26 protein-coding genes are annotated in these 25149 nt (G+C 69.2%); 12 read left to right on the top strand and 14 right to left on the bottom strand.

What is annotated here, in order from left to right:
* Positions 1 to 17: 17 nt before the first annotated feature.
* A complete protein-coding gene (gene hflX / locus BJY22_RS19270; RefSeq protein WP_167208677.1) occupies positions 18 to 1529 on the bottom strand; it encodes a GTPase HflX in 1512 nt (503 codons plus the stop codon).
* Between the two features lie 71 nt (positions 1530 to 1600).
* Positions 1601 to 2440, bottom strand: coding sequence for a diaminopimelate epimerase (gene dapF, locus BJY22_RS19265; protein WP_420371432.1), 840 nt, complete (start codon positions 2438 to 2440; stop codon positions 1601 to 1603).
* A gap of 173 nt (positions 2441 to 2613) precedes the next feature.
* Here dapF and BJY22_RS19260 point away from each other — a divergent pair, with 173 nt between their 5' ends.
* Positions 2614 to 2754, top strand: coding sequence for a hypothetical protein (locus BJY22_RS19260; RefSeq protein ID WP_167208675.1), 141 nt, complete (start codon positions 2614 to 2616; stop codon positions 2752 to 2754).
* Here BJY22_RS19260 and BJY22_RS19255 read toward each other — a convergent pair.
* From BJY22_RS19255 to BJY22_RS19240, 4 genes are read right to left on the bottom strand one after another with little or no spacing between them, the layout of a single operon-like run.
* Positions 2744 to 4282, bottom strand: coding sequence for an amidohydrolase family protein (locus BJY22_RS19255; RefSeq protein WP_167208674.1), 1539 nt, complete (start codon positions 4280 to 4282; stop codon positions 2744 to 2746). The two genes, BJY22_RS19260 and BJY22_RS19255, sit on opposite strands and share 11 nt — an antisense overlap.
* Positions 4267 to 5418, bottom strand: coding sequence for an o-succinylbenzoate synthase (gene menC, locus BJY22_RS19250; protein WP_167208673.1), 1152 nt, complete (start codon positions 5416 to 5418; stop codon positions 4267 to 4269). The genes BJY22_RS19255 and menC overlap by 16 nt, the downstream gene beginning before the upstream one ends.
* Positions 5408 to 6052 carry a MurR/RpiR family transcriptional regulator gene (locus BJY22_RS19245; protein WP_167208672.1) on the bottom strand — a complete coding sequence of 215 codons (645 nt, stop codon included), beginning with the start codon at positions 6050 to 6052 and terminating at the stop codon, positions 5408 to 5410. Before BJY22_RS19245 ends, menC begins: the two co-directional genes overlap by 11 nt.
* On the bottom strand, positions 6045 to 6713 hold the full coding sequence (locus BJY22_RS19240; protein WP_167208671.1) for a GNAT family N-acetyltransferase: 669 nt from the start codon (positions 6711 to 6713) through the stop codon (positions 6045 to 6047). Before BJY22_RS19240 ends, BJY22_RS19245 begins: the two co-directional genes overlap by 8 nt.
* Positions 6714 to 6782: 69 nt before the next feature.
* Here BJY22_RS19240 and BJY22_RS19235 point away from each other — a divergent pair, with 69 nt between their 5' ends.
* Entirely contained in the window at positions 6783 to 7874 is a 1092-nt protein-coding gene (locus tag BJY22_RS19235; RefSeq protein ID WP_167208670.1) for a M20/M25/M40 family metallo-hydrolase, read from the top strand.
* Here BJY22_RS19235 and ggt read toward each other — a convergent pair.
* From ggt to miaA, 4 genes are all read right to left on the bottom strand, one after another.
* A complete protein-coding gene (ggt, locus tag BJY22_RS19230) occupies positions 7861 to 9675 on the bottom strand; it encodes a gamma-glutamyltransferase (RefSeq protein WP_337758781.1) in 1815 nt (604 codons plus the stop codon). The two genes, BJY22_RS19235 and ggt, sit on opposite strands and share 14 nt — an antisense overlap.
* A gap of 84 nt (positions 9676 to 9759) precedes the next feature.
* A complete protein-coding gene (locus tag BJY22_RS19225; protein WP_167208668.1) occupies positions 9760 to 10461 on the bottom strand; it encodes a hypothetical protein in 702 nt (233 codons plus the stop codon).
* 7 nt (positions 10462 to 10468) lie between these two features.
* On the bottom strand, positions 10469 to 10972 hold the full coding sequence (locus BJY22_RS19220; protein ID WP_167208667.1) for a SigE family RNA polymerase sigma factor: 504 nt from the start codon (positions 10970 to 10972) through the stop codon (positions 10469 to 10471).
* On the bottom strand, positions 10959 to 11951 hold the full coding sequence (gene miaA, locus BJY22_RS19215) for a tRNA (adenosine(37)-N6)-dimethylallyltransferase MiaA (protein ID WP_167208666.1): 993 nt from the start codon (positions 11949 to 11951) through the stop codon (positions 10959 to 10961). Before miaA ends, BJY22_RS19220 begins: the two co-directional genes overlap by 14 nt.
* Positions 11952 to 12098: 147 nt before the next feature.
* On the opposite strand from miaA, the gene BJY22_RS19210 reads away from it, so the two are divergent.
* The 4 genes from BJY22_RS19210 to BJY22_RS19195 all read left to right on the top strand — a co-directional run bounded on the left by BJY22_RS19210 (position 12099) and on the right by BJY22_RS19195 (position 15182).
* On the top strand, positions 12099 to 12302 hold the full coding sequence (locus tag BJY22_RS19210; RefSeq protein ID WP_167208665.1) for a hypothetical protein: 204 nt from the start codon (positions 12099 to 12101) through the stop codon (positions 12300 to 12302).
* A 120-nt stretch (positions 12303 to 12422) separates the two neighbouring features.
* Positions 12423 to 12668: an antitoxin gene (locus BJY22_RS19205; RefSeq protein ID WP_167208664.1), complete on the top strand. Its 246-nt coding sequence runs from the start codon at positions 12423 to 12425 to the stop codon at positions 12666 to 12668.
* Between the two features lie 182 nt (positions 12669 to 12850).
* A complete protein-coding gene (locus BJY22_RS19200) occupies positions 12851 to 13303 on the top strand; it encodes an NUDIX hydrolase (RefSeq protein ID WP_167208662.1) in 453 nt (150 codons plus the stop codon).
* Between the two features lie 70 nt (positions 13304 to 13373).
* Positions 13374 to 15182, top strand: coding sequence for a LamG-like jellyroll fold domain-containing protein (locus tag BJY22_RS19195; RefSeq protein ID WP_167208660.1), 1809 nt, complete (start codon positions 13374 to 13376; stop codon positions 15180 to 15182).
* A gap of 79 nt (positions 15183 to 15261) precedes the next feature.
* Here the strand turns inward: BJY22_RS19195 and BJY22_RS19190 are convergent, their stop codons facing one another.
* Together BJY22_RS19190 and miaB are read right to left on the bottom strand one after the other, a co-directional pair.
* Positions 15262 to 16002, bottom strand: coding sequence for a phosphotransferase (locus BJY22_RS19190; protein WP_167208658.1), 741 nt, complete (start codon positions 16000 to 16002; stop codon positions 15262 to 15264).
* Positions 15999 to 17471, bottom strand: coding sequence for a tRNA (N6-isopentenyl adenosine(37)-C2)-methylthiotransferase MiaB (miaB, locus tag BJY22_RS19185; protein WP_167208656.1), 1473 nt, complete (start codon positions 17469 to 17471; stop codon positions 15999 to 16001). Before miaB ends, BJY22_RS19190 begins: the two co-directional genes overlap by 4 nt.
* A gap of 208 nt (positions 17472 to 17679) precedes the next feature.
* Here miaB and BJY22_RS19180 point away from each other — a divergent pair, with 208 nt between their 5' ends.
* From BJY22_RS19180 to BJY22_RS19165, 4 genes are all read left to right on the top strand, one after another.
* Positions 17680 to 18408 (top strand): amino acid ABC transporter ATP-binding protein, encoded by a 729-nt coding sequence (locus tag BJY22_RS19180; protein WP_238351087.1) that lies wholly within the window; start codon positions 17680 to 17682, stop codon positions 18406 to 18408.
* A gap of 48 nt (positions 18409 to 18456) precedes the next feature.
* Positions 18457 to 19377, top strand: a complete 921-nt coding sequence (locus BJY22_RS19175) for a glutamate ABC transporter substrate-binding protein (protein ID WP_167208652.1) — start codon at positions 18457 to 18459, stop codon at positions 19375 to 19377.
* A gap of 100 nt (positions 19378 to 19477) precedes the next feature.
* The gene (locus BJY22_RS19170; protein WP_167208650.1) at positions 19478 to 20125 is read left to right on the top strand and encodes an amino acid ABC transporter permease; all 648 of its coding nucleotides are present in this window, start codon (positions 19478 to 19480) and stop codon (positions 20123 to 20125) included.
* Entirely contained in the window at positions 20125 to 20994 is an 870-nt protein-coding gene (locus BJY22_RS19165) for an amino acid ABC transporter permease (protein ID WP_167208648.1), read from the top strand. The genes BJY22_RS19170 and BJY22_RS19165 overlap by 1 nt, the downstream gene beginning before the upstream one ends.
* Before the next feature lie 47 nt (positions 20995 to 21041).
* Here BJY22_RS19165 and BJY22_RS19160 read toward each other — a convergent pair whose 3' ends face one another.
* Positions 21042 to 22331: an aspartate aminotransferase family protein gene (locus BJY22_RS19160; RefSeq protein WP_167208646.1), complete on the bottom strand. Its 1290-nt coding sequence runs from the start codon at positions 22329 to 22331 to the stop codon at positions 21042 to 21044.
* 54 nt (positions 22332 to 22385) lie between these two features.
* On the opposite strand from BJY22_RS19160, the gene BJY22_RS19155 reads away from it, so the two are divergent.
* Together BJY22_RS19155 and BJY22_RS43305 are read left to right on the top strand one after the other, a co-directional pair.
* The gene (locus BJY22_RS19155; protein ID WP_337758780.1) at positions 22386 to 23480 is read left to right on the top strand and encodes an LOG family protein; all 1095 of its coding nucleotides are present in this window, start codon (positions 22386 to 22388) and stop codon (positions 23478 to 23480) included.
* A 32-nt stretch (positions 23481 to 23512) separates the two neighbouring features.
* On the top strand, positions 23513 to 24256 hold the full coding sequence (locus tag BJY22_RS43305) for an alpha/beta fold hydrolase (protein ID WP_420371419.1): 744 nt from the start codon (positions 23513 to 23515) through the stop codon (positions 24254 to 24256).
* On the opposite strand, the gene pdxY is transcribed toward BJY22_RS43305, so the two are convergent.
* Positions 24211 to 25062: a pyridoxal kinase PdxY gene (gene pdxY, locus BJY22_RS19145; RefSeq protein WP_167208642.1), complete on the bottom strand. Its 852-nt coding sequence runs from the start codon at positions 25060 to 25062 to the stop codon at positions 24211 to 24213. The genes BJY22_RS43305 and pdxY overlap by 46 nt on opposite strands.
* Positions 25063 to 25149 lie beyond the last annotated feature (87 nt).

The following is a 25149-nucleotide window of genomic DNA, read 5'->3' as shown; positions in this document are numbered from 1 at the left end:
TCTCGTTGCGGTCAGGCTCAGGCGACGGCGTACGGTGTGAGGTCGCCGGCCAGCGCCGGGTGGACGCGGGCGGTGATGCGGGTGCCGTCCGCGGTGTGTTCGAGCTGCTCGACCGAGCCCTCGGAGTGGATCCGGGAGACCAGGTCGCCGCGGTCGTACGGCAACAGCACGTCCAGAGAGATGTGCGGCTGCGGCAGTGCACCCTCGATCAGCTCACGGAGCTTGTCGATGCCCTCACCGGTGCGGGCCGACACGACGATCGCGTGCGGCTCGCGGTGCAGGATCGGCGCCAGCGCGAGCGGGTCGGCGGCGTCGGCCTTGTTGATCACCACGATCTCCGGTACGTCGGTCGCGCCGATCTCGGCCAGCACCTCGCGGACCGCCTGGATCTGCGCGATCGGGTCGGCGTGCGAACCGTCGACCACGTGCAGCAGCAGGTCCGCGTCCGCGACCTCCTCCAGCGTCGAGCGGAACGCCTCGACGATGTCGTGCGGCAGGTGCCGGACGAAGCCGACCGTGTCGGTCAGCGTGTACACGCGGCCGTCCGAGGTCGTCGTACGGCGGGTCGTCGGGTCCAGGGTCGCGAACAGCGCGTCCTCGACCAGCACGCCCGCGCCGGTGATCTGGTTCAGCAACGAGGACTTGCCGGCGTTGGTGTACCCCGCGATCGCGACCGACGGGACCAGGTGGCGGCGCCGCTCCTGGCGCATCGTCGACCGGGTGCCCTTCATCTCCTTGAGCGTCCGGCGCAGCTTGCTGATCTTGGTGTTGATCCGGCGCCGGTCGGTCTCGATCTTGGTCTCACCGGGGCCACGGCCGCCGATGCCGCCGCCGGCCGCGCCGACGCGTCCACCGGCCTGCCGGGACAGGTTGCCACCCCAGCCGCGCAGGCGCTGCTTCATGTACTGCAGCTGCGCCAGCTCGACCTGGGCCTTGCCTTCCTTGCTCTTCGCGTGCTGCGCGAAGATGTCCAGGATCAGCGCGGTCCGGTCGACCACCTTGACCTTGAGCTTGTCCTCCAGGTTGCGCAGCTGCGCGGGGGCCAGCTCGCCGTCGGCGATCACCGTGTCCGCGCCGAGCGACGCGACCAGGTTGCGCAGATCGGACACCTTGCCGGAGCCGATGAAGGTCGCCGGGTCGGGCTTCTTGCGCCGCTGGATCACGCCGTCCAGGACCTCGGAACCGGCGGTCTCGGCGAGCAGCTTCAGCTCGGCCAGCGAGTTCTCGGCGTCCTCGGCGCTGCCTTCGGTCCAGACACCGACCAGCAGCACGCGCTCGAGCAGCAGCTTGCGGTACTCGACCTCGCTGATGTCGGTCAGCTCGGTGGACATCCCGACCACGCGGCGGAGCGCCTGGCGCTCCTCGAGGTCGAGGCCCTCGGTGCTCAGTTCCTGCTCGTGCTCATCGTGACCCGTCAACGAAGCGCCGGAGTCATCGCCCTGTTCCAGGTCAATTTCGACGGCGTCCAACTCCCCCGCCCCGCCGCCCCGGTCAGTGGTGGTCTCGTATGCATGTGAATGGGTCGTCATATACCTTCCATGGTGGCACGGGCCTCCAGTACAGGCGACCCGATTACCAACGTCAACGCCCCACGCTGGACTCAGATTCCCGGCAGCCAGACCCGGTCGAACTCCCCGCGAGCGTGCACGACCGCCGGACCGGTCAGCTCCAGATGGTTGTCGGCACGCCACGTGACGGTCACTTCACCGCCTGGTACGCCGACGCGGTAGGTCACCGGCAACTCGTCCCGGGCCGCCCGCGCGGCTGCCACCGTCACGGCGCAGGTCCCCGTCCCGCACGACCGCGTCTCCCCCGCGCCCCGCTCGTGCACGCGCATCTGGACGTCGCGCGCGCCACGCCGTACGACGAACTCCACGTTCACGCCCTGGGGAAAGGCCTCGACCGGCGACCACGTGGGCTGATCGCACAGGTTGCCCGGCTCCGCGAGGCTGTCGACGAAGGCCACGGCGTGCGGATTGCCCATGTCGACGTGGAGTGCGGGCCACTGGTGACCGTTGGCCTCGACCACGATCCCGGCCGCGTCGGGGATCCTCGGCTCGCCCATGTCGACGGTCAGCGTGCCGTCGTCGTTCTGCGCGACCTCCTTCACACCGGCGCGCGTGCCGACCCGGACCGGCTTGCCGTCGATCCAGCCCGCCTCCGCGAGGTACTTCACGAACACGCGCACACCGTTCCCGCACATCTCCGCGATCGAGCCGTCCGCGTTCCGGTAGTCCATGAACCAGTCGCCACCGTCCTCGACGTACGACTGCTTGTCGCCCCGGACCACCCGCAGGACCCCGTCCGCACCGATGCCCGCGTGCCGGTCGCAGAGGAACCGCACCAGCGCCGCGTCCAGCTCGCCGTGCACGGAACCTTCCGGGTCGGGCAGGATCACGAAGTCGTTCTCCGTGCCGTGCCCCTTCAGCCAGGGAAACAGACTCATGGGGCAAGCGTACGGCGGAGGTCCGGGGTCGTACCGTTTGGGCATGATCGCGTACTTCTGGGAGCGGGACGACGCCGTCGCGGTCGCCGACCGGCTGGGTGGTGAGGTGCGGCGGGGCCGCTTCCACGGCGAGGACGACGACGAGGACCATCCGTGGATGGTCCTGTTTGCAGGACGTCGATCCGGCACTGCTGGACGAGCTGCTCGCGCAGTACGACGGCTGGATCGAGTCGGACGCGGACGGCAACGCCGAGCCCGCCGGTGCACCGCCCCCGTTGCCCAGCGAGCCCAAACGCTTCAAGAGATGATCCGGCCCGGGCGGCGGCCGGTCGGTACGCCGTCGGTGAGAACTGGTTCGCCGGCTACCAGGACGTGCTCGACGCCGACGGACAGGTGCCAGGGGTCGTCGTAGGTCGACTTGTCGGCGACTCGCGCCGGATCCAGGACGACTAGGTCCGCGATCGCGCCGGGCCGCAGGACCCCGCGGTCGGCGAGGCCGAGGCGGGACGCGGGCAGCGCCGTCATCCGGCGGATCGCCTCACCGAGACCCATCACGCCGAGCTCACGGGCGTAGCGGCCGAGCACCCGCGGGAACGTGCCGAAGTTGCGCGGATGCGGATGGCCGGGGCCGGTCGCGTCCATGATCCAGCCGTCGCTCGCGATCGCCGTCCGGGGATGTTCGAGGACGGTGATCACGTCCTCCTCACGCATCGCGTGGTTGACCACGCTGACCGCGGCCTGGTGCGTCTCGAGGATCCGGAGCACGATCTCGGCGGCGTCGACCCCGTCCTGCCGGGCGATCTCGGCGAGGCTCAGCCCGCGGCTGTCCTGGTAGGGGCCGGGCGGCAGTGACGCGATCACGACGGTGTCCGGTGAGAGCAGTACGTCGGCACGCAGAGCGTCGGCGATCCGCGCGCGTTCGGCTGGATCGGCGAGCCGCTCGAGGAGGGTTCCGCCGGCCAGCGCCCAGGTCGGCAGGCGGGTGGTGAGCGTCGTGTTGGTCGCGGTGTACGGGTAGGCGTCCCAGCCGAGGTCGACGTCGTCCACCCGGTCGAGGTGTTCGAGCGCTGTCCGGACGAGTCCGTAGTTGGGCTTGCCAACGGCTTTCAGGTGGGAGATCTCCAGGCGGGCGCCACCGGCCCGCGCAGCCGCGATCGCCTCGTCGAGCGCGTCCAGGAGCCGCGCGCCTTCGTTGCGGATGTGGGTCGAGTACAGCAGGCCGCAGTCCGCCGCGGTGGCGACGAGGGCGGCCACCTCCCCCGGCGATGCGTAGGCGCCCGGCGCGTAGATGAGCCCGGTGGAGAATCCGGCCGCTCCCTGGTCGGCCGCCTCGCGCAGCAGGTCCTGCATCTTCCGGAGCTCGCCCGCCGACGGCGCTCGTTCCGCGCTGCCCATCGCGGCGATCCGGAGTGTGCAGTGGCCGACCTGCAGCGCCACGTTCACCGCGGGTTCCAGCGTGGCGGCGAAGCCGGTGAGATCGTTCCACGACCAGTCGAGCGACGGCGCGAGGAACGCCGTACCGGAGCGCAGCGGCTCGAGCTCGGTGATCGGGAACGGCGACCAGCCGCAGTTCCCCGTCACCAAGGTGGTGACGCCCTGCGCGAGCTGCGATTCGGCGGCCGGACTCGCTCCGAGGCTGAAGTCCGCATGCGAGTGCAGATCGATGAATCCGGGTGCCACAATGTTGCCCGTGGCATCGATGCCGTCGGCACCGGCGATCGGGGCGCCGGGCGGCAGCACCGCGCTGATCCGATCCTCCTCGACCAGCACCGTCCCGGGCCGCGGTGCGCTGCCGGTCCCGTCGGCGATCAGGCCGCCGGTCAGAGCAACACGCACCGAGTCACTCCTCTTTCCGGTCCGAGGGACAGCTCGGCGACCGTGTTCGCGACGACCAGTTCGCGGTCCACGGCATGTCCGAGACCGGTTGCCTGGGGCACCTGGACGACGCCGCGGACGGCGGTCACGGCGGGTTCGACGATGTCCCGGGCGTAGTACTTCTCCGAGGCGGACACGTCCGATGGGAGGGTGAATCCGGGCAGGCTGGAGAGGGCGACGTTCGCGAGCCTGCCGATACCGAACTCGTGCATGCCGCCGCACCAGACCGCGACGCCGGCGTCCCGCGCCCGGTCGTGCGCCGCGCGGGCCGCGGTCAGGCCGCCCATCCGCGACACCTTGATGTTGAGCACCTGCAGGGCGTCGAGCGCGAGCGCGGTCTCCAGGTCGGCGACGGTCTCCACGCTCTCGTCCAGGCAGACCGGCGTACCGATCGTGCGTTGTAGTTTCGCGTGCGTGAGCAGGTCGCGCGGCGCGAACGGCTGCTCGATCATCGTCAGCCGGTAGGCATCCAGCTTCTGCAGCTTCGGTAGGTCGCCGGCCGTGTAGATCCCGTTCGCATCCACGTGCAGATCCAGCTCCGGGTACGCCGCCCGCACTTCCCGGACCGGTTCTACATCCCAGTCGGGAGCGATCTTCAGCTTCACCCTCGGGTACCCGGCTTCGACCTGACGTTCGACCTGTACCAGCAGGTCGTCGATCGTCGGTTCGATACCCAGCGAAACACCCGCGACAACCTCGGTCCGTGTTCCACCAAGAACTGTTGCCAGAGGCAGTTGCTGAACCTCGGCCCACAGAACCCAGGCGGCCATGTCCACGCCTGCCTTGGCGAAGTAGTTGCCGCGGACCTTCGACCATGCCGCCTGCAGCTGATCGGGATGCGTCCACGGGCGGTCGAGTACGGCGGGCAGTAAGTACTTCGACGCGATGTGCCAGCACGTCTCGACCGTCTCCGGTGCGTAGTACGGATCGGAGGACGACGCGATCTCGCCCCAGCCGACCGCGCCCGAGGCGTCCTCCAGTTCGACCAGGATGTGGTCGAGGAACGCCTTGCGGTGCGAACTGGTCCGGAACTCGTGCACCAGCGGCATCCGCACCCGGTGCAGCCGCGCCGCGACGATCTTCAGGTCAGTTGACATACAGTCCCAACTCCGTGTTCAACCGGTCCCGCTCGACCAGCCGTCGCCGCGCGCCCTTCGCGCTCGCGGTCGTCAGCGTCGCCAGCACATGCAGCACCGAGGCGACGACGGTCGGCGAGTCGACGTACGACGCACTCCCGGTCGCGACGTAGATGCACTGGTCGGCGAGCTTGGCCAGCGGCGCGTCCTCGAAGTCCGTGATCGCGACCAGCTCACCGCCGGCCTCGACGAACCGCTGTGCGATCTCCACGGTGTCGCGCCGGTACCGGCGGAACGAGAAAGCGACCATCAGATCGTTCGACCGGACGTCGGCCAGGACGTCGACACCGCGCACGACCGTGCCGTCGATCAACGTCACCTGCGAGAGGCCGACGCCGAGGTCGAACGCGAGCAGCGACGCGTACGAGAACGACTTCGCCGAGCCGACGATGAAGCGCCGGCGGGCGGCGACGATCCGGGCCGCGGCCTGCGCGATCGACTCGTCGGTGAGGATCTGGTCCAGGGCCTCGTCGATCGAGGCGCGTTCCTGCTCGACCACGCGGCGCTGCAGCAGCGTCGACGACCGGCGCTGCAGACGGGCGTCGTACCGCTCCTGCGGACTGCTGAGCTCGCGGTTGCGGGGATCGTCAGGCATCGTCGGCCGGCCCGAAGTAGTAGGCACCGCCGCCGTCCGGAAGACGCCGGCACGACACGGCGACGAGTCCCTTGCCGAGCAACTCCTCGAACGAGCGGCGCAGCTCACCCGGTTCGGCCGGTACGACGAGTTGGGTCAGCGCGGAATCGTCCAGCGCGGGGACTTCGTCTCGGGTCAGGTCCCACTCGACGATCACGCGATCGGTGCCCGGACCGTACATGTCGGGCGCGAACCAGCGGCCGCGCGCGCCGAGGACGTCGAGGTTGAAATGCGCGTTGCGGACCTGCACCGGGTCGTACGTCCAGCGCATCCGCGACATACCGTGGCTGAGGGCAACTTCTCGCTGGGCGTGCTTGAGCATCCGGCCGAGGCCGCGGCCCTGCTGCCCGTCGGTCACCACGGCCGACTGCGAGTAGTGGTAGAAGCCGCGCCGGTCGGTCCCGCAGAAGCCGTACGCGAACGCGACCAGCCGATCGCTCTCATCGAGGATGCCGACCACCGAGCCGCCGTTGCTCGCCAGCGCGCCGAGCAGCCGCGGGTTCAGCCCGTACGCCGGGTCGAGGTAGCCGAACACCTCGCGGTACAGCGCCGAGGCCTCGGCGAACCTCGACGCCGTGGTGAGCGAGACCGCGCGGAAGCCCACCTCAGAGATACGATTCATATATCGATCCTACGCCTGCCGGATGAGCGCTGGTCAATCGCTGATCGGATGATGATACGTTGACTATCCATGATGATCGAGCGACTCCGGGAGTACGTCGGCGCGGAAACCCCAACCGGCGACGCCGCCGCGCTGAACGCCTTCGCCGACCGGCTGACGACGCGGTACGCCGAGCTGGGCGGAGCCGTGCGCCGGATCCCGGCGCCGACCGGCGACCACCTCGTCGCGGACTTCCCCGGCCGCGGGCCGCAGGCGTCGGCCGCGCCCTTGCTGTTCCTCACCCATCACGACACCGTTTGGCCGATCGGTCAACTGCGGGACGTGATGCCGTGGCGTGAGGCCGACGGGATCATCCACGGTCCTGGCGTGTTCGACATGAAGGGAGGCCTCGTGGTCCTCGAGAGCGCGCTCGAGGAGGTCGCCGATCGAGATCACCGGCCGCTGCGGGTCGTCGTGGTCGCGGACGAGGAGATCGGCTCCCCGTCGGCGCGCGCCCTGGTGACGGCCGAGGCCGCCGGCGTGTACGCCGCCTTCGGTTTCGAGCCGCCGCATCCGAACGGGGACCTCAAGACGTCGCGCTGGGGCAGCACGCGGGTCCGGATCGAGGTCACCGGCCGCGAGGCGCATGCCGCCCTCGATCCGGGCAACGGGGTGTCCGCGATCGACGAGCTCGTCGATCAGCTCGTCGCGGTACGACGCGTGGTCGCCGGCCACGACCACGTGCTGTGCAACGTCGGCACCATCACCGGCGGCGGGCGCACCAACGTCGTACCGGGGTCTGCCGCTGCGGAGATCGGATTCCGCTTCGTCGATCCGTCGACCGAGGAATCCGTGCTCGCGGCGGTTGCCGCGTTGGAGCCGGTGCGGGACGCGCAGCTGAAGGTGCGGGTGTTGTCGAACCGGCCGGCCTGGCAGCCGTCGGCGGCGAGCGACGAGTTGCTGGCGAAGGTCGTCGCCGCCGGGCGATCGGTCGGTCAGGAGATCGGCGGCGCGGCCGCGTCCGGGGCGGCGGACACCAACCTGACCGGATGGTTGGGCATCCCAACGCTGGACGGCCTGGGTCCGGTGGGCAAGGGCGCCCACGCCGTCCACGAGCAGGTGGTCGCGGCGACCCTGACCGAACGAGCGGACCTGGTCGCCGCGATCGTCACCTCACTCTGAAGGGCCAAGCCGTTCCGGCCGCTCCTCCGCCGCGTCGCGTCGGTTCCGCGGCCGCGAGGATCGCACCGCCCGGCAGGAACTCGAGTGCCGCGACCGCTCCGATCTCGGACGCCGAACTCCCCGGAGCACCGGCCGGCGTGAAGGTGTGACCGTACGGCGTCAGCGCCGCGCCGTACCGGTCGATGAACGCCTGCTCGGCCGTCACCGACGCGGTGTTGCGCTGCGCCGCCCGCGGTGCCGCGATCGCCTCCGGCAGCGTCATGCCACGGTCGATCCGGTTCGTCAGCGCCTGCAGGACGGTCGTGATGATCGTCGAGCCACCCGGCGAACCGAGCGCGAGGAACGGCTTGCCGCCGCGCAGCACGATCGTCGGCGACATCGACGACCGCGGCCGCTTCCCGGCCTCGACCCGGTTCGGGTCCTTCGGGTCCGGTACGGCGGTGAAGTCGGTGAGCTCGTTGTTGAGGAGGAACCCACGCCCCGGCACGGTGATGCCGCTGCCGCCGGTCTGCTCGATCGTCAGCGTGTACGACACCACGTTGCCCCACTTGTCGGCTGCGACCAGGTGCGTCGTCGAACGCCCTTCACTGTCCGGGCGCTGCTCGACAGAGCTGCCGATGGCGCACCGCGAGTAGTCGCCGTCCGGCGAGCCCGCGGGCACCGGCTTCGTCGCGGCCTTCTCCGGGTCGATCAGGCAGGACCGCTCGAGGCCGAACCCACGCGACAGCAACTCTTTCACCGGTACGTCGACGTACGCCGGGTCACCGACGTACGCACCGCGGTCGGCGAACGCCAGCGCGGACGCCTCGAGGTACGTGTGCAGAGCCTGCGTCGTCGACTGCTGCCGAATGCGCTGCGGTTGCAGGATGTTGAGCGCCTCGCCGACGGTGGTTCCACCGGACGACGACGGCGGCATGCCGTAGACGTCCAGACCGTCGTACCGGACCTTGGTCGGCGTGCGGTCGATCGTCTTGTACGCCTCGAGGTCGCCGGCCTGCAGGTAGCCGGGGAAGAACGGCAGCGTCGCATCCGGCGTCTTCGGCGGGTTCTTGGCCACGGCGGCCATCTCGCCCGCCAGCGCGCCGTTGTAGAACGCCGACGAGCCCTGCTCACCGATCAGCTTGTACGTCGCGGCGAGGTCGGGGTTCTTGAACAGCGCACCGACCTGCGGCGCGTCGCCGTTCGGCAGGAACAGCTCGGCGGTCGGCACGACCTGCGCGAACCGCGACTTGTTGTCCAGGGTCTGCAGGCGGAACGTCGGGTCCACGACGAACCCGCGCTCGGCCAGGTCCGCGGCCGGCTTCAGCGCCTTGCCGAGTGACAGCGAACCCCACTGCTTCAGGGCCCGGTCCCAGGTGGCGAGCGTGCCCGGGACGCCGATCGAGACACCTGACGTCACCAGTTGCGCGAACGGATACGCCGCACCGGTCGCCGGATTCACGAACGCGTCGGACGGCATGGTCGCGGGAGCCGTCTCGCGCCCGTCGATCGTGAACACCTTGTGCTTCTTGGCGTTGTAGTACACGAAGTACCCACCACCGCCGATGCCGGCCGAGTAGGGCTCGGTGACACCGAGCGCGGCGGCCGTGGCGACGGCTGCGTCGACGGCGTTACCACCACGACGCAGTACGTCGAGACCGATGTTCGTCGCGTCAGGGTCGACCGAGGACACCGCACCGCCGTACCCGATCGCGGTCGGCGTCTTGGCCGGAGCCTGTGTCTGTTGAGTGGCGACTGCTGGTGAACTGGTGCCTGTCAGAACCAGGGCGGTTACGGACAGGGCTGCGATCAGCTTCTTCACGGATCTCCCCCACACGAGCTCGGCGGGACAAGGGACTACCCCTGCCTATCTCAGGTGGAGGTTGGTGCGCTAGTCGTGGCGCGTTCAGTTGATCGCGCAGGAAGCCAGGAAGCGGCGCAGTACGTCGTCCGGCCACTCGACCGTACCGGCCGGGAGCTCGACCAGCAGCCACTGGTCGGTGAGCTTCACCTGACCTGCCAGCCGGCCCTGCAGTGTGCCGATGTGGATCGTCTTGCCACTCGCGGCCGTGACCCGCGCCTCCGCGAGGGTGCGCGCCTCCGGAGCCGCCTGCAGCACCACCTTGGTCGCGGCCTCCGCCGTCCGCATGTCCGGCCGGGACAGGACGACACGGTCGGCCGTGATCGGCGCCTCGGGCGACCATCCCTTCGGCGCCAGGCCGCAGTCGATCGAACTCCACGGCTGCTTGTTGGCCACCAGCTCGACGACGGTCGCACCGAACATCGACATCGTCTGGCTGGGCCGCGGCTGCGTGGCCCGCGAGGACGTCGAGCTCGGAACCGGGGCGGCCGTCTCGGGCGCTACCGGAGTGCCGGCCACCTCGCTGCCGCTTCCCCACCACTTCCCCTGATTGCCGAGGGCGAGGACGAGAGCAGACGCGGCGGCGACGCACAGCACCCCGGTGACCCGGCGGCGGCGCTTGATCCTGCGCAGGGCGAGCCGTCCGCGGGCCATGTCGGCTTCGATGGCCGCGTCGATGTCCGCGTCCGGCAGCCCTTCGGCCGCCCGGTCCGCGAACCCCTCCAGGAGTTTCTTGACCTCGTCCACTGCGCTCTCAGCTACTCCCCGTCTCTTCCGTCATCAGTTCCTTGAGGCGCTTGAGCGCCTTGGCCGTCTGGCTCTTCACGGTGCCTTCGGTGCAGTCCAGGATCCGCGCGCAGGTCGCGACGTCGAGATCCTGGAAGTACCGCAGTACCAGGACCGCCCGCTGCCGCGGCGCGAGATCGAGCAATGCGTCCCGGACGGCCAGCGTGTCCGCCTGGTCCGGTCCGCCGGCCGACCGCGGCTCGACGGCCTCCGCGGTCACCACCTCCGGATGGCGGCCGGCCCGGCGGCGCTCGTCGAGGAAGGCGTTGACCAGGATGCGGTGTGCGTACGGGCCCGCGCCCTCGTGCTTGATCCGGTGCCAGTGCACGTACACCCGGGTGCAGGCGGTCTGGACCAGATCCTCGGCCGTGTGCACATCCCCCGCGGTGAGCAGCAGCGCCGTTCTCAGCAGTCTGGTGCGGTCCGCGAGCAGGTACTCACGGAACTCGGCCTCACGGTCACCCCCTCGCATCGACGGCCCCTCGGCCTTGGTTCACCTCGACTACGCCGGGGGCGCCTTCGCGGTTGCCTTCGGCCACTACGGTTTTACGCACCACGTCGAGGGCCTTCTCCACCAGCTCGGGGTCGTCGTACGGCAGCCAACTGATCCGTCGGTCCTTACGGAACCACGAGTCCTGGCGGCGCGCGAACCGGCGCGTGGCCTGGGCGGTCCGCTCCCGGGCCTGCGCTTCGTCGATCTCACCGTTCAGCAACGCGATCACCTGCGAGTACCCGAGTGCGCGGTTGGCCGTCTTCCCCTCAATCAAACCCTTGTTCAGCAGACCTCGCACCTCGGCCACGAATCCGGCGTCGAACATCCGGTCCACCCGGCGCTCGATCCGCTCGTCGAGAACCGGCCGCGGTACGTCGAGACCGAGCTGGATCGCGCCCTCGTAGACGTAGCGGTGCTCCGGCAGCGTCGCGACGTACGGGCCGCCGGTGATCTCGATGACCTCGAGCGCGCGGACGATCCGCCGGCCGTTGCTGGGCAGGATCTGCTCGGCGGCCTTCGGGTCGGCCTGCGCCAGTTTGGCGTGCAGGGCACCGGAGCCGTGGGCCTCGAGCTCGGCCTCCAGGCGGGCGCGGACGTCCGGGTCGGTGCCGGGGAAGACGAAGTCGTCGAGGATCGCGCGGACGTACAGCGCGGAGCCGCCGGCCAGGACCGGCACGACCTGCCGGCGGATGCAGTCGTCGATCGCGGCGCGGGCGAGCTCCTGGAACTCGGCGACGGTCGCGGTCTGGGTGACGTCGAGAATGTCGAGCAGATGGTGCGGTACGCCGTGGCGCTCCGCCGTCGTGATCTTCGCCGTACCGATGTCCATGCCGCGGTACACCTGCATGGCGTCCGCGTTCACCACCTCGCCACCCAGGCGCTCGGACAGCGCGACGGCGAGATCGGACTTCCCGGCCGCGGTGGGACCGACGACCGCGACGACGAGTGGGGCAGGCATCGCTCCAGTCTGGCAGTTCGTTGTCCCGCGCCGCGCCACCGCCCTGCTGCGAAGAGTTCGCCAAGAGCTGCCGGCCGGCCTTGTGGATGACCCGGAAAGTTCGGTAGGAACCTTGGCGTTCGCAATATTTCTACGGGAGGAACCGAAGTGACGAATCCGTTCGAGGAAGAGTCGGAAGCGGCCAAGGACGCGCTCGGTCTGGGGGACAGTGCCGGCGATGTCGACCCGGGCGGCGACTCCGGGGGCGATGTGGAGTCCGGCGGGGACGTCGAGTCCGGCGGGGACGTGGAGTCCGGCGGCGATGTCGAGTCCGGCGGCGGCGGCTCGGACAGCGGCGGCGACGTAGAGTAAGTACGTCGCATCGTTTCGGGTACGGCACTCGCGGAGATCCCACAGTTCCGGCGTTGCAGGTGCGAAGATCACCGCTAGCTGTCTGTAAGCACTCAACTACGCAGGAATGGGAGCCCCGAGATGGGCATCTTCGACAAGTTCAAGGACACGGCCGAGAACCTGAAGGACAAGGCCTCCGACCTGGTCGACGGTCACGGCGACAAGGTCGGTGACGGTCTGGACAAGGCCGGCGACTTCGTCGACGAGAAGACGGGCGGCCAGTACGGCGACAAGATCGACTCCGGCGTCGACAAGGCCAAAGAGGGTCTGGACAACCTCGACGGCCAGAACGACGACATCCCGGACAACCCGAACCAGTCCGCCTGACGTACCCACCGAAGGGCCGCAAGCACCCGCTTGCGGCCCTTCGCCACGCCCGACCGCCCCGCCCGCCCCCCGCTCGGCCGCTGTTTGCGACACGCGACCGCATCTGGAGACAGGCCGTGGCTTGTTCTCAGCCACCGGCGCTTGTCGCAGACGTGTCGGCGGTGGTGTTTAGGGTCGGGGGCATGGATCGGTTTTCGGTGGTGCCGGCGGCTTATGTGATCGTGCGGCGGGGGGACGAGGTGTTGTTGCTGCTGCGGGCCAACACCGGCTACATGGACGGGTACTGGGCGGTTCCGGCCGGGCATGTGGAGCACGGGGAGTCGGTGGTCGCGGCGGCGGCGCGCGAGCTCAAGGAAGAGGTGGGGATCGACGTCGACCCGGCGGACCTCGTGCCGGTGACGGCGATGCACCGCACGGGTGGGAACGGCGACCCGATCGACGAGCGGGTGGACTTCTTCTTCACGACGTCGCGGTGGAGCGGCGAGCCGCGGCTGATGGAGCCGGAGAAGGCGGCCGGCCTGGACTGGTACTCGCTGGACAAGCTGCCCGAGCCAGTGGTGCCGCACGAAGCGCGCGTGCTGGGGTCGTTGAAAGCCGAAGGGCTTCCTGCGGTGATCGTCCAAGGTTTCGCCTGAGTTCACCGCCGGGCAGGCTCCCTGGCCCTAGTCTTCGCTGCGTTGTCAGCGAGCTTGGGAGCGTGGGGCGATGAACGAGCGGTACGACGGCACGAGCCGCCGGCGGCTGTTGCAGGCAGGGGCACTCGGGGCCGGTGCGGTCGTGACGCCGGGGGTGTTCAACGCCGTCACCGCCTCGGCCACGGGCCCTACCGGCAGGATCGACACGGAGCATCCGCAGTTCACGCTCGCGGTCGTGCCGGACACGCAGTACCAGTTCGACCAGGACCGCGGTGACGCCGCGCCGCTCACCGCGACGTTCAGGTACCTGATCGACCAGCGCACCGAGCAGAACATCGTCTTCGTCGCGCATCTCGGCGACGTGGTGGAGAACGCGCTGGCGAGCGAGTTCGCGCAGGCCGACCCGGTCTTCCGGCTGCTCGAGCGTGCCCGGTTCCCGTACTCCGTGCTGGCGGGCAACCATGACATCGACGGCTCGAAGGACGACACCCGCGGCCCGTCGCCGTACCTGGACACGTTCAACCCGCGACGGTTCCGCTGGATGCCGACGTACGGCGGATCGACGGCGAACGGGTACAACTCGTACCACGTGTTCCGCGCCGCCGGGCGGCAATGGTTGCTGCTGGCAATGGACTGGCGACCGTCGGACGCGAGCTTCGCCTGGGCCCGGGCGGTGATCAAGGCACACCCGAAGCTGCCGGTCATCCTCACCATCCACGAGTTGGTGAACGCCGACCACGGCAACCCGGTCGCCTACTTCAGCGCCCACGGCAACCGGGTCTGGGACCAGCTCGTCGACGGCAACGACCAGATCTTCCTCACCCTCAACGGCCACTACTGGCCGCCCGGGCGGGTGACCCGGAAGAACGCCGCGGGCAACGACGTGCACCTGCACATCACCAACTACCAGGACCGGTACTACGGCGGCTCGGGAATGGTCCGCCTGTACCACTTCGACCTGGCCCGGAACACGATCGACGTCGAGACGATCTCGCCGTGGATCATGGCCCAGGACCCGGCCCGCCGTAACGAGCTGGCCGAGGCGGAGATCGAACTGAGCGACGACACGAACCGCTTCAGCGTCCCGATCGACTTCGCGGCCCGGTTCGCCGGCTTCGCCCCGGAACCTGTGCGTCCCGCCCGTCCGGCCAAGCAGCTCGTCATCCCGGGTACGGCGGCGTACTGGCGCTTCGACGGTCCGGTCACGGACAAGGTGCTCGACCATTCGGGTCACGCCAACGATCTCACCCGCGTCCAGCTCAGCAACGATCTGCCGACCGCGTCGGCGGAGTACCACCCGGACCAGCCGGGGCACGCGAGCTGGCTGTTCCCCGGCGGCAAGAACCCGGCCCGCGGCGGGTACCTGAAGACCGTGGACAACGCGCCGCTGAACGCGATGACGTTCCCGGACGGGTACACGATCGAGGCGTTCGTGAAGCTGGCGAACGACGGCCAGGACCACGCGTGGGAGGGTTTGTTCACCCGGCTCGGCACCGGACGCGACGCGGCCAAGACGGGCAGCGACCCGGACGAGCCGGCGGCCAAGCTCGGGTTCTCCGGCGGTCTGCAGGTGCAGTGGGCGGTGTACCCGGTGGACCGCAACGAGACGTTCACCAACTGGGGTCACGAGCAGCGCGCGGGCGAGTGGTTCCACCTGGCGATCGTGAACGACGGGCGGCACAGCGTCGTGTACGTCGACTCGTCGGAGCTCCTGCGCAACCCGGCGACCCCGTCGAACGGGCTCGCGACGGCCGGCAAACCGTGGCTGGTCGGCGCCGGGCACTACGCCAACGAGATCGACCAGGCCTTCGCCGGTCACATCGGCGAGCTCCGCGTCGTCGCCCGCGCGCTCAAGCCGGCACAGTTCCTGAACGCCTAGGACCTGTCTGGTAATCCAGCCCCGTCGCGAGGTGCCGTGCCGAGTGCCCCGCAGTAGGCGATGGGTTGCCGGACAGGTCCTAGGACAGACTGCGGATCAGGTCCTCTTGTGCGGGCAGGAGGGCCAGCTCCGCGGGGGTCAGGGTCGGGTTGTTGCCGCGGGCCCGCATCGCGGCGGGCAGGCCCGGGGCCGGGTCGATCGAGCCGGCGAGGTACGTCGCCAACGCCTCCCGCAGGAGCGGGCTGAGCTGTTCGTAGGACGGGTCGAGGGCGACCTGGGCGAAGATGATCGCGGTCATCGCGACATCGAACTCCGGCGGGCCCTCCTCCGCGTTCCGCCAGTCGATGACGACCGGACCGCCGGGCGTGGCGATCACGTTGAGCGGGTGCAGGTCGCCGTGGATCACGACGAGGCCGGGCGTACCGCTCGGCGCCGGGATCGCCTGCAGGCGGCGGTGCAGGCCGGCGTGGATCCGGCCGAGCTCGGACGGGTCGAGGTCGCCGGCGATCGCAGCTTCACCCAGCGTCGGGCCGGCGAGCCGCTCGACAACCATGTCCGGGCCCTCGACCTCGCGCACGGCCGGGACCGGATAGTCGTACTTCGCGACGTGCCGCATGAAATCCGCCTCGTCGCGGACCGGGTGCCCGTTGCGGTACCGCCGCAGTACCCAGTCCTCGTCGATCGAGTAGACGTCCGCGTCCCGCCCCGCCGCGAACGGCTCCGCGCCCGCGGGAAGCAGCGCGGCCAACCCCGTCGCCGTCCCGCCCGGCGCAGCAGGACCCGTTTCCGGGTCGCCGCCTGACGTCGGGGCGTCGGTCATCCGGCCTGGCAGCCGCCGGCTGCCGGCTCGAGGGGCTTCGCACCGATCGTCGGCATGCCGAGCATGACACCGGGCGCCGCGGCTGGTGCCCCCTGCGCGCGTTCCCACGCGTCGCCGGCGCGGGTGCGGCGTACGGCGCCGAACACGTCCGCGACCAGGTGGTGCGGAGCGGCGTACGTGACCTCGACCGTTGCCATGTCACCCGGTCGCGGCGCCTCGACACCCTCCGGCACCGCGAAGTGCACCAGCCGGTTGTCGGGACCGCGCCCGCTGAGCCGGTGGGTGGCGGCGTCCTTACGCCCCTCCCCCTCCGCGACGAGCACCTCGACCGACCGGCCGACGATCCGCTTGTTCTCGGCCCACGCCATGTCGTCCTGCAGCGCGACGAGCCGCTCGTACCGGTCCTGGACGACGTCGCGCGGCACCTGGTCCGTCATCGACTCGGCCGGCGTCCCGGGACGCTTGGAGTACTGGAACGTGAACGCGCCCGCGAACCGCGCCTGCCGGACCACGTCGAGCGTGCCCTGGAAGTCCTCCTCGGTCTCCCCCGGGAACCCGACGATGATGTCGGTGGTGATCGCCGCGTCCGGCATCGCCGCCCGCACGTCCTCGATGATCCGCAGGTACCGGTCGCGCCGGTACGAACGCCGCATCGCCTTCAGCACCTGGTCGGACCCGGACTGCAACGGCATGTGCAGCGACGGCATCACGTTCGGCGTCTCGGCCATCGCCTCGATCACGTCCGCGGTGAAGTCCCGCGGATGCGGCGACGTGAACCGGACCCGCTCCAGCCCGTCGATCTCGCCGCACGCCCGGAGCAGCTTCGAGAACGCGTACCGGTCGCCGAACTCCACGCCGTACGAGTTCACGTTCTGCCCGAGCAGCGTCACCTCGAGCACACCCTCGCCGACCAGCGCCTCGACCTCGGCGAGGATCTCGCCCGGCCGACGGTCCTTCTCCCGGCCGCGCAGTGACGGCACGATGCAGAACGTGCAGGTGTTGTTGCACCCCACGCTCACCGACACCCAGGCGCTGTACGGCGATTCGCGCCGGGTCGGCAGCGTCGACGGGAACACGTCGAGCGACTCCAGGATCTCGACCTGGGACTCCTGCTCGACACGGGCCCGCTCCAGCAGCACCGGCAGCGAGCCGATGTTGTGGGTCCCGAACACCACGTCGACCCAGGGCGCCTTCTTGGTGATGGACGCCTTGTCCTTCTGCGCCAGGCATCCGCCGACCGCGATCTGCATCCCGGGCTTACGCGCCTTCACCGGAGCCAGGTGCCCGAGGTTGCCGTACAGCTTGTTGTCGGCGTTCTCGCGGACCGCGCAGGTGTTGAAGACGACCACGTCGGCCTCGTCACCCTCAGGCGCGCGGACATAGCCCGCATCCTCCAGCAGCCCGCGCAGCCGCTCGGAGTCGTGGACGTTCATCTGGCACCCGTAGGTGCGGACTTCATAAGTACGCATGACGGCTACCAAGAGTACGTGTTTGTCGGGGAACGGGCGTAACCGCACACTGAAGAGCAAATCGGCGCGGGCTGTGATCGGCCGGTCACAGCCCGCGCGGCGATATTGCAGATCGTTACCACCGTGGAACCACCCGGGCCTGCGACCGCCCCCTCGGCTCCGCTAGGTTCTGGCCATGAGCGATTCCGACACGCTGACGAAAACTGGTCTGGTGGCGCTGACCGGTGTCAACAAGCATTTCGGCGACCTGCACGTCCTGAAGGACATCAACCTGTCCATCGCCAAGGGCGAGGTCATCGTGGTGATCGGCCCGTCCGGGTCCGGCAAGTCGACGCTCTGCCGTGCGATCAACCGGCTGGAGCCGATCGACTCGGGCACCATCACCCTGGACGGACAGCCGCTGCCGAGCGAGGGCAGGGCCCTGGCCAGGCTGCGCGCGGATGTCGGCATGGTGTTCCAGTCGTTCAACCTGTTCGCGCACAAGACGATCCTGCAGAACGTCACCCTCGGGCCGTGCAAGGTCCGCAAGGCGGACACGAAGCAGGCCGAGCAGCGAGCGATGGAGCTGCTGGAGCGAGTGGGGGTCGCCAACCAGGCTTCGAAGTACCCGGCTCAACTGTCCGGCGGCCAGCAACAGCGCGTCGCGATCGCCCGGGCGCTGGCGATGGACCCGAAGGTCATCCTGTTCGACGAGCCCACTTCGGCGCTCGACCCGGAGATGATCAAAGAGGTCCTCGACGTGATGATCGACCTGGCCAAGCAGGGCATGACGATGGTCGTGGTCACGCACGAGATGGGCTTCGCGCGGACCGCGGCGAACCGGGTGGTGTTCATGGCCGACGGCGAGATCGTCGAGGAGGCCACGCCGGAGACCTTCTTCACCAACCCGACCTCGAGGCGGGCCCAGGACTTCCTCGGCAAGATCCTCAAGCACTGACGTCCGCCCGCGGCCGAACCCAGCACCGAAACGAAGGGGAACCTGATCATGAGAATGCGCAACCTCGTCGCCACGCTCGGCGTCGCGGCGCTCGCGCTGACCGCTGCCGCCTGCGGAGGGGACGAGCCCACGACGGGCGGCGGCGGCAACGCGGCGTCCGACGCCTGCGGTGACCTCCACAAGTTCGACGTGGCCAGCGGCGTGGACGTCGCCGGCAGTGCGACCTTCACCAAGATCAAGAGCAAGGGCGCTCCGGTCGTCGGGGTCAAGGCCGACCAGCCGAACCTCGGCTACAAGGACGCCGACGGCAAGCGCTGCGGTTTCGACATCGAGGTCGCCCGGATGGTGGCGGCCAACCTCGGCTTCGACCCGGACAAGATCGAGTACAAGGAGATCCCGTCGGCGAACCGGGAGACCGCGATCGCCGGTGGTGAGATCGACTACTACGTCGGCACCTACTCGATCACCGACAAGCGCAAGAAGCAGGTCGGGTTCGCCGGCCCGTACTTCATCGCCGGCCAGGACCTGCTGGTCCGCAAGGCCGACACCTCGATGGACGCCGGCAAGACCGCGCTGAAGGGCAAGAAGGTCTGCTCGGCCACCGGGTCCACCCCGATCCAGCGGGTCAAGGACGAGCAGCTGACCGAGGCGAGCAACATCTCCGAGTTCAAGACCTACTCCGAGTGCGTCTCGCAGCTGCTGGACAACAAGGTCGACGCCGTCACCACCGACGACGCGATCCTCAAGGGCTACGCGGCCACCGCGCCGGACGAGCTGAAGGTCGTCGGCAAGCCGTTCAGCACCGAGAAGTACGGCATCGGCGTGCCGCTGGCCGACAAGGCGCTGCGTGACAAGGTGAACTCCATCCTGGAGACGTCGGCCTCCGACGGCACCTGGAAGAAGATCTACGACGAGACGCTCGGCAAGTCGGGTTCGGACTCGACGCCGCCGCCGCTCGAGAAGTACTGATCCACCTCCCGGCCGCGGCGTCCTTCCGGGCGTCGCGGCCGGCCTGCGCGCCAACTCATTCGCTGGGGATTGCGCTCCACATCATTTCTGGAAGGTCGCGATGCTCTCGGTCCTTACCGACAACTGGGAACTGTTCGTCGACGGTTTCTGGACCACGCTCAGGCTGTTCGTGATCGCAGCAGTGCTGAGCCTGGCGCTCGGCACCTTACTGGCCGGGTTCCGGGTCTCCCCGGTGCCGGCCATGCGTGCCATCGGCACCGGCTACGTGAACGTGGTGCGAAACACCCCGCTGACCCTGGTGTTCGCATTCCTCGTCTTCGGCGCTCCGAAGATGCAGATCTCGCTGCCGACGTTCTTCTGGTCCGCGGTGGTCGCGCTGACGCTGTACACGTCGGCGTTCGTCTGCGAGATCGTCCGGTCCGGGATCAACACGATCTCGCCCGGCCAGGCCGAGGCCGCCCGCTCGGTCGGCATGACGTTCATCCAGGTGCTCGGCATCGTCGTACTCCCGCAGGCCTTCCGGGCGATCGTGCCGCCGTTGACCAGCGTGATGATCGCGTTGCTGAAGAACACCACGATCGCGGCCGGTTTCTCCGTCGCGGAGGCCGGTGCGATCCCGGCGGTGATGGCCGAACGCGGTCAGAACCAGATGGCCACGCTCGTCTGGATCACCATCGGCTTCCTGATCCTGATCATTCCCCTGGTCTTCCTGCAGCGGTGGGCCGAGCGACGGACGGCGGTGGCCTGATGAGTGCGGTCCTGTACGACGTACCCGGCCCGCGGGCGAAGGCACGCAACCGGATCCTCAACGTGGTCGTCATCGTCGGCCTGCTGGCCGTCGTCGGCTGGGTGGTCTACCGGCTGAACGAGAGCGGACAGTTCGCCGAACGCCGCTGGATCCAGTTCACCTACTCGTCGATCCAGCAGGAGCTGTGGGGCGGTCTGCTCAACACGCTCAAGGCGGCCGGTCTGGCCGCGGTGCTCGCGCTCCTGTTCGGTGCCGTGTTCGCGGCGGCCCGGATCAGCGACCACTGGTGGTTCCGGGCGCCGGCGACCTTCGTCGTCGAACTGTTCCGGGCCATCCCGCTGCTGATCCTGATGTTCTTCTTCTACTACGGCAGCCTGCAGTTCGACCTCGGCCTGACCCCGTTCTGGGCGGTCGTGTTCGGATTGACCTTGTACAACGGCTCGGTGCTGGCGGAGGTCTTCCGGGCCGGTATCGCCGCCGTACCGAAGGGTCAGCGGGAGGCGGCGTACGCGACCGGCCTGCGGAAGAACCAGGTGGTCCGGCTGATCCTGTTGCCGCAGGCCATCACCTCGATGCTGCCGGCGATCGTCAGCCAGCTGGTCGTACTCCTCAAGGACACCGCGCTCGGCTTCATCATCACGTACGCCGAGTTGCTCTACGTGGCCAAGCAGATGGGTGGCCGGCTCCAGTACGGCTTCCCGTACATCCCGACGTACATCGTCGTCGCGATCATCTACATCGGCCTCTGCTCGCTGCTGTCGGTGGTGGCCCGCTACCTCGAGGGCCGCTCCCGCCGCCAGCGCAGGACGCGTGGAACTCCCCCACCGTCGGCCGCCGAAGCCGCCACCTCCGTGGAAGCTCCGCTCTAACCAAAGACAGTGCCCCCGGTACGCCGTACCGGGGGCACTGTTCTTTGTCAGCGGAGGGTGTTGAAGGAGTCCCGGATGATCTCGAGGGCCTCGGTGGCCTCTTCCTCGGTGAGGGTCATGGGCGGGGCCATCCGGAGGACGTTGCCGTAGAGGCCGCCCTTGCCGATCAGCAGGCCGCGGTTCTTGGTCTCCTGCTGGAGTTTCGCCGTGGCGGCCGCGTCGGGGCTGTTGTCGTCGGGCTTGACGATCTCGGCGGCGAGCATCAGACCCTTGCCGCGGACGTCGCCGAGCTCGGGGTACTCGTCGGAGATGCCGCGCAGGCCGTCGGCCAGTTGCGCGCCGCGCTTGGCCGCGTTCGCCTGCAGGTCCTTGTCGAGCAGGTAGTCGATCGTCGCCTTCGCCGCGCTCGTCGAGATCGGGTTGCCGCCGAACGTGGACAGCGAGTTCGCCTTGATGCTGTCCATCAGGTCACCCCGGGCGACCACCCCGCCGATCGCGAACCCGTTGCCGAGCCCCTTCGCGAACGTCATCGCGTCCGGTACGACGTCGTGCGCCTGGATGCCCCAGAAGTGGTCGCCGGTGCGGCCCCACCCGGTCTGCACCTCGTCGGAGACGAACAGGATCCCGAACTCGTCCAGGACCTCCTTGAACGCGGCGTACAGCCCGTCCGGCGGCGAGGAGAACCCGCCGACGCCCTGGATCGGCTCCGCGATCAGGCAGGCGACGTCGCCCGAGGTCGTGGTCTCGATGACGTTGCGCAGGTCGTCGACGCAGACCTTGATGTACTCCGCGTCGGGCAGGTCCCGGAACGGGCTGCGGTACCGGTACGCGCCCTGCACGTACTGCACGTTCACCGGCGACAGGCTGCTCGCGGACCAGCCGCGGTTGCCGGTGATCGCGACGGTGCCGAACGCGCGGCCGTGGTACGAGTTGCGCATCGCCAGCACCTGGTTGGACCGGCGGGCCTGGGTGGCGAGCAGCAGGGCCGTCTCGTTCGCCTCGGTACCGGAGTTCGCGAAGAAGACCTTGGCGTCCGGGATCCCGGACAGCTCCGCGATCTGCTCGGCCAGCTCGATCTGCTTCCGGATCAGGTACACCGTCGAGGTGTGCGCGATGCCGGAGGCAAGCTGCTCACGCACCGCGTCCGCGATCTCCGCGATGTCGTACCCGATCGCGTTGGTCAGGATGCCGGCGAAGAAGTCGAGATAGGTGTTGCCCTCCCCGTCGGTGACCCGGCGGCCGGACCCCTGCACGATCTCGATCGGCTCCTCGTAGTACAACGCGAGCCAAGCAGGCATGACGGCCTTGTGACGCTCCCAGAGCTCCGCATGTGTCATGTCCAACCTTTACCTCACCTGATAGTGCACGTCTATCTGGCTAGGCTGCTCTCCGTGACGTTGCCGAGCATTCCGCATGTGGACATCGAGTCCCTGGAGCAGTTCGATCGGGTCCTGGCCGCGGGTGCCACCACGATGACCGGCTGGCGGGTGCAGTCCGTCGATCTGACCCGGCGTACGGCGGAACTCCTCGGGCTGAACCCGGCCGGCGCTGTGTTCCTCGGCTGCGTGCTGGAGGACAAGGCCGACCTCTGGGTGCGCGACGGCGGCGGGCTGGTGTTCCCGGCGATCCCGGCGCTGCCGTTCGACGCGTACCGCGGCCGGCTGTACGACGCCGACGAGTTGTACGCCGGTCTGGAGCGCGGGTACGACGCGACGCCGGACGCGCTGATCTACGCCTGGTCCCGTCAGCACGACGAGAAGGGCGACACGAGCCGCACCCTCGCCGCGGCGCTCCACGACCACGCGATCGCCGACGCCCTGACGGAGCTGCCAGACGACAAGCCGTGGGTCGGCGTGATGGGCGGTCACGGCGTCCTGCGGGGCGACGCGAACTACCGCGCCGCCGTACTGCTCGGGCGAACGCTTGCCCGCCGGGACCGGATGGTCGTCACGGGCGGCGGTCCGGGCGCGATGGAGGCGGCGAACCTCGGTGCGTCGCTGGCGTCGTACGACGACGGGGTCGTGGATCGTGTGCTGGCCGAGCTGGCCGCAGTACCGTCGTTCCGCCCGTCGATCGCGACGTGGGCCGGTGCCGGGCTCGACGTACGGCGTGAGTTCCCGGGCGACGGTGGTGTGTCGATCCCGACGTGGTTCTACGGTCACGAGCCGCCGAACGTGTTCGCGTCCGCGATCGCGAAGTACTTCTCCAACGCGCAGCGCGAGGACGTCCTGCTCAGCCGGGCCCGCGGCGGCATCGTCTACCTCCCGGGCGCCGCCGGCACCGTGCAGGAGGTCTTCCAGGCCGTCACCCCCAACTACTACGGCGACGCCGCGACCCAGATCCCCCTCATCCTGGTCGACATCAACCACTGGACGACCACACTCCCCGTCTGGCCGCTACTCCAGTCCTTGTCGGCCAACCGCCCCATGACCCACTCCGTCCACCTCGTCAACACCATCGAAGAAGCCGCTCAGCTGGTCAGCTAGTTCTGTCGGTGGGGTGGTTTACGGTCCGGTTCATGACGGACTTCGTGTTGGTGCCGGGGGCTTGGCTTGGGGGTTGGGCCTGGGATGGGGTGGCTGGGGTGCTGCGGGGCGCGGGGCATCGAGTTCATCCGGTGACGTTGCGTGGGCTGGCTGAGCGGCGGGGTGAGGACGCCGGTCAGCAGGAGCATGTTGCGGATGTGGTGCGGGTGGTGGAGGAGCACGGGCTGACGGACGTCGTACTCGTGGGGCACAGCTACTCCGGGATCCCGGTGGGGCAGGCGGCGGGGCGGATCGGTGAGCGGCTGCGGCGGGTGGTGTACGTCGACTCGAACGTCCCGGTCGACGGGCAGTCTTTCGTGGACGGCTGGTCCGCGGAGGGGCAGGCGTGGGTGCGGGACCAACTGGAGCAGTCCGGCGGCGTACTGGCCTTCCCTGACGGCCGAGGACTACGCCGACCAGGATCTCTCCGCCGAGGCGATCGCGACGATCCTGGAGCGCGGTACGCCGCATCCGGGCCGCTCGATCACGGAGCCGGCCACCCTGACGCGGCCGATCGGGGAGCTCCCGACGACGTACATCAAGTGCCTGATGGACGGTGCGACCCCGTCGTCGGCGGTCGCCGAGCACCTCGGCTCCCCGTCCTGGCAACTGGCGGAGCTCAACACCGGCCATTGGCCGATGTTCTCCCAGCCGGCAGCACTCGCGGAGATCCTCAGCGCGGCCGCCTGAGTCAGGCGACGCGCTGTGGGGTGAACTGCATCCGCGGGTTGGCGTAGGCGTCCTGCGATTCGACGAGCTGCAATTCGCGCTGTCCCGACTCATGGGTGCGCGAGAGCAGATCGAACACGCTCGACGTCGTGCGCGCGAGCGCCTCCGTGAGATCGCCCGTGCGGCGGTAATGCGCCGTGAAGAGCGCAGCCGTCACGTCACCCGAGCCGTTCGCCTTCATCGGGATGTACGGCGTCTGGACGAGCCACGCGCCGCTGTCGTCGACGGCCAGCATCTCGATCGTGCCGTCCTCGCGATCGGGGCGCTCGACGCTCGTGACGAGCACAGTGCGCGGACCGGTCGCGCGCACCAGCTCGACTGCGGCCAGCGTGGACTCGAGCGTGTCCGGCTCGGTCCCGGTCAGGAAGCCCAGCTCGAACTGGTTGGGAGTGATGATGTCGGCCGCCGGAACCACCCGATCGCGCAGCAGCACCGGGATCGCGGGAGCGACGAAGCATCCGGACTTCGCGTTGCCCATCACCGGGTCGCAGGAGTAGACCGCAGCGGGGTTCGCCGCCTTCACCCGCTTTACCGCCTCGAGAATCACCTCGGCGATCCCCTCGCCGCCCTGGTACCCCGAGAGAACCACGTCGATCTGCTGAAGGACGCCGCGCTCCTCGATCCCCAGGAGAACCTCTCGCACGTCGTCCGGGCTGATCAGGGGCCCGCGCCAGGCCCCGTAGCCGGTGTGGTTCGAGAAGTTCACGGTGTACACCGGCAGGACCTCCACGCCGATGCGCTGAAGCGGAAACACAGCCGCCGAGTTACCCACATGCCCGTAGGCAACCGCCGACTGGATCGAAAGAATCTTCACCGCCCGATCATCCCATTCCCCGAAACCAGCCTGCCCGCAGGACAGCCGAGACTGTCGGCGCCCCGTGGCTCACCGCCAGCCGGACGG

This window comes from Kribbella shirazensis, from assembly GCF_011761605.1.
GTDB classification, from domain to species: Bacteria; Actinomycetota; Actinomycetes; order Propionibacteriales; family Kribbellaceae; genus Kribbella; species Kribbella shirazensis.
This window is presented reverse-complemented; position numbering and strand designations above follow the sequence as displayed.

Coding starts and splice junctions, on each gene's coding strand:
- hflX (WP_167208677.1), bottom strand. CDS start 1,529: ATGACGACCCATTCACATGCATACGAGACCACCACTGACCGGGGCGGC.
- menC (WP_167208673.1), bottom strand. CDS start 5,418: ATGTCAACTGACCTGAAGATCGTCGCGGCGCGGCTGCACCGGGTGCGG.
- BJY22_RS19245 (WP_167208672.1), bottom strand. CDS start 6,052: ATGCCTGACGATCCCCGCAACCGCGAGCTCAGCAGTCCGCAGGAGCGG.
- BJY22_RS19240 (WP_167208671.1), bottom strand. CDS start 6,713: ATGAATCGTATCTCTGAGGTGGGCTTCCGCGCGGTCTCGCTCACCACG.
- BJY22_RS19235 (WP_167208670.1), top strand. CDS start 6,783: ATGATGATCGAGCGACTCCGGGAGTACGTCGGCGCGGAAACCCCAACC.
- BJY22_RS19220 (WP_167208667.1), bottom strand. CDS start 10,972: ATGCGAGGGGGTGACCGTGAGGCCGAGTTCCGTGAGTACCTGCTCGCG.
- miaA (WP_167208666.1), bottom strand. CDS start 11,951: ATGCCTGCCCCACTCGTCGTCGCGGTCGTCGGTCCCACCGCGGCCGGG.
- BJY22_RS19205 (WP_167208664.1), top strand. CDS start 12,423: ATGGGCATCTTCGACAAGTTCAAGGACACGGCCGAGAACCTGAAGGAC.
- BJY22_RS19200 (WP_167208662.1), top strand. CDS start 12,851: ATGGATCGGTTTTCGGTGGTGCCGGCGGCTTATGTGATCGTGCGGCGG.
- BJY22_RS19195 (WP_167208660.1), top strand. CDS start 13,374: ATGAACGAGCGGTACGACGGCACGAGCCGCCGGCGGCTGTTGCAGGCA.
- BJY22_RS19190 (WP_167208658.1), bottom strand. CDS start 16,002: ATGACCGACGCCCCGACGTCAGGCGGCGACCCGGAAACGGGTCCTGCT.
- miaB (WP_167208656.1), bottom strand. CDS start 17,471: ATGCGTACTTATGAAGTCCGCACCTACGGGTGCCAGATGAACGTCCAC.
- BJY22_RS19175 (WP_167208652.1), top strand. CDS start 18,457: ATGAGAATGCGCAACCTCGTCGCCACGCTCGGCGTCGCGGCGCTCGCG.
- BJY22_RS19170 (WP_167208650.1), top strand. CDS start 19,478: ATGCTCTCGGTCCTTACCGACAACTGGGAACTGTTCGTCGACGGTTTC.
- BJY22_RS19165 (WP_167208648.1), top strand. CDS start 20,125: ATGAGTGCGGTCCTGTACGACGTACCCGGCCCGCGGGCGAAGGCACGC.
- BJY22_RS19160 (WP_167208646.1), bottom strand. CDS start 22,331: ATGACACATGCGGAGCTCTGGGAGCGTCACAAGGCCGTCATGCCTGCT.
- BJY22_RS43305 (WP_420371419.1), top strand. CDS start 23,513: ATGACGGACTTCGTGTTGGTGCCGGGGGCTTGGCTTGGGGGTTGGGCC.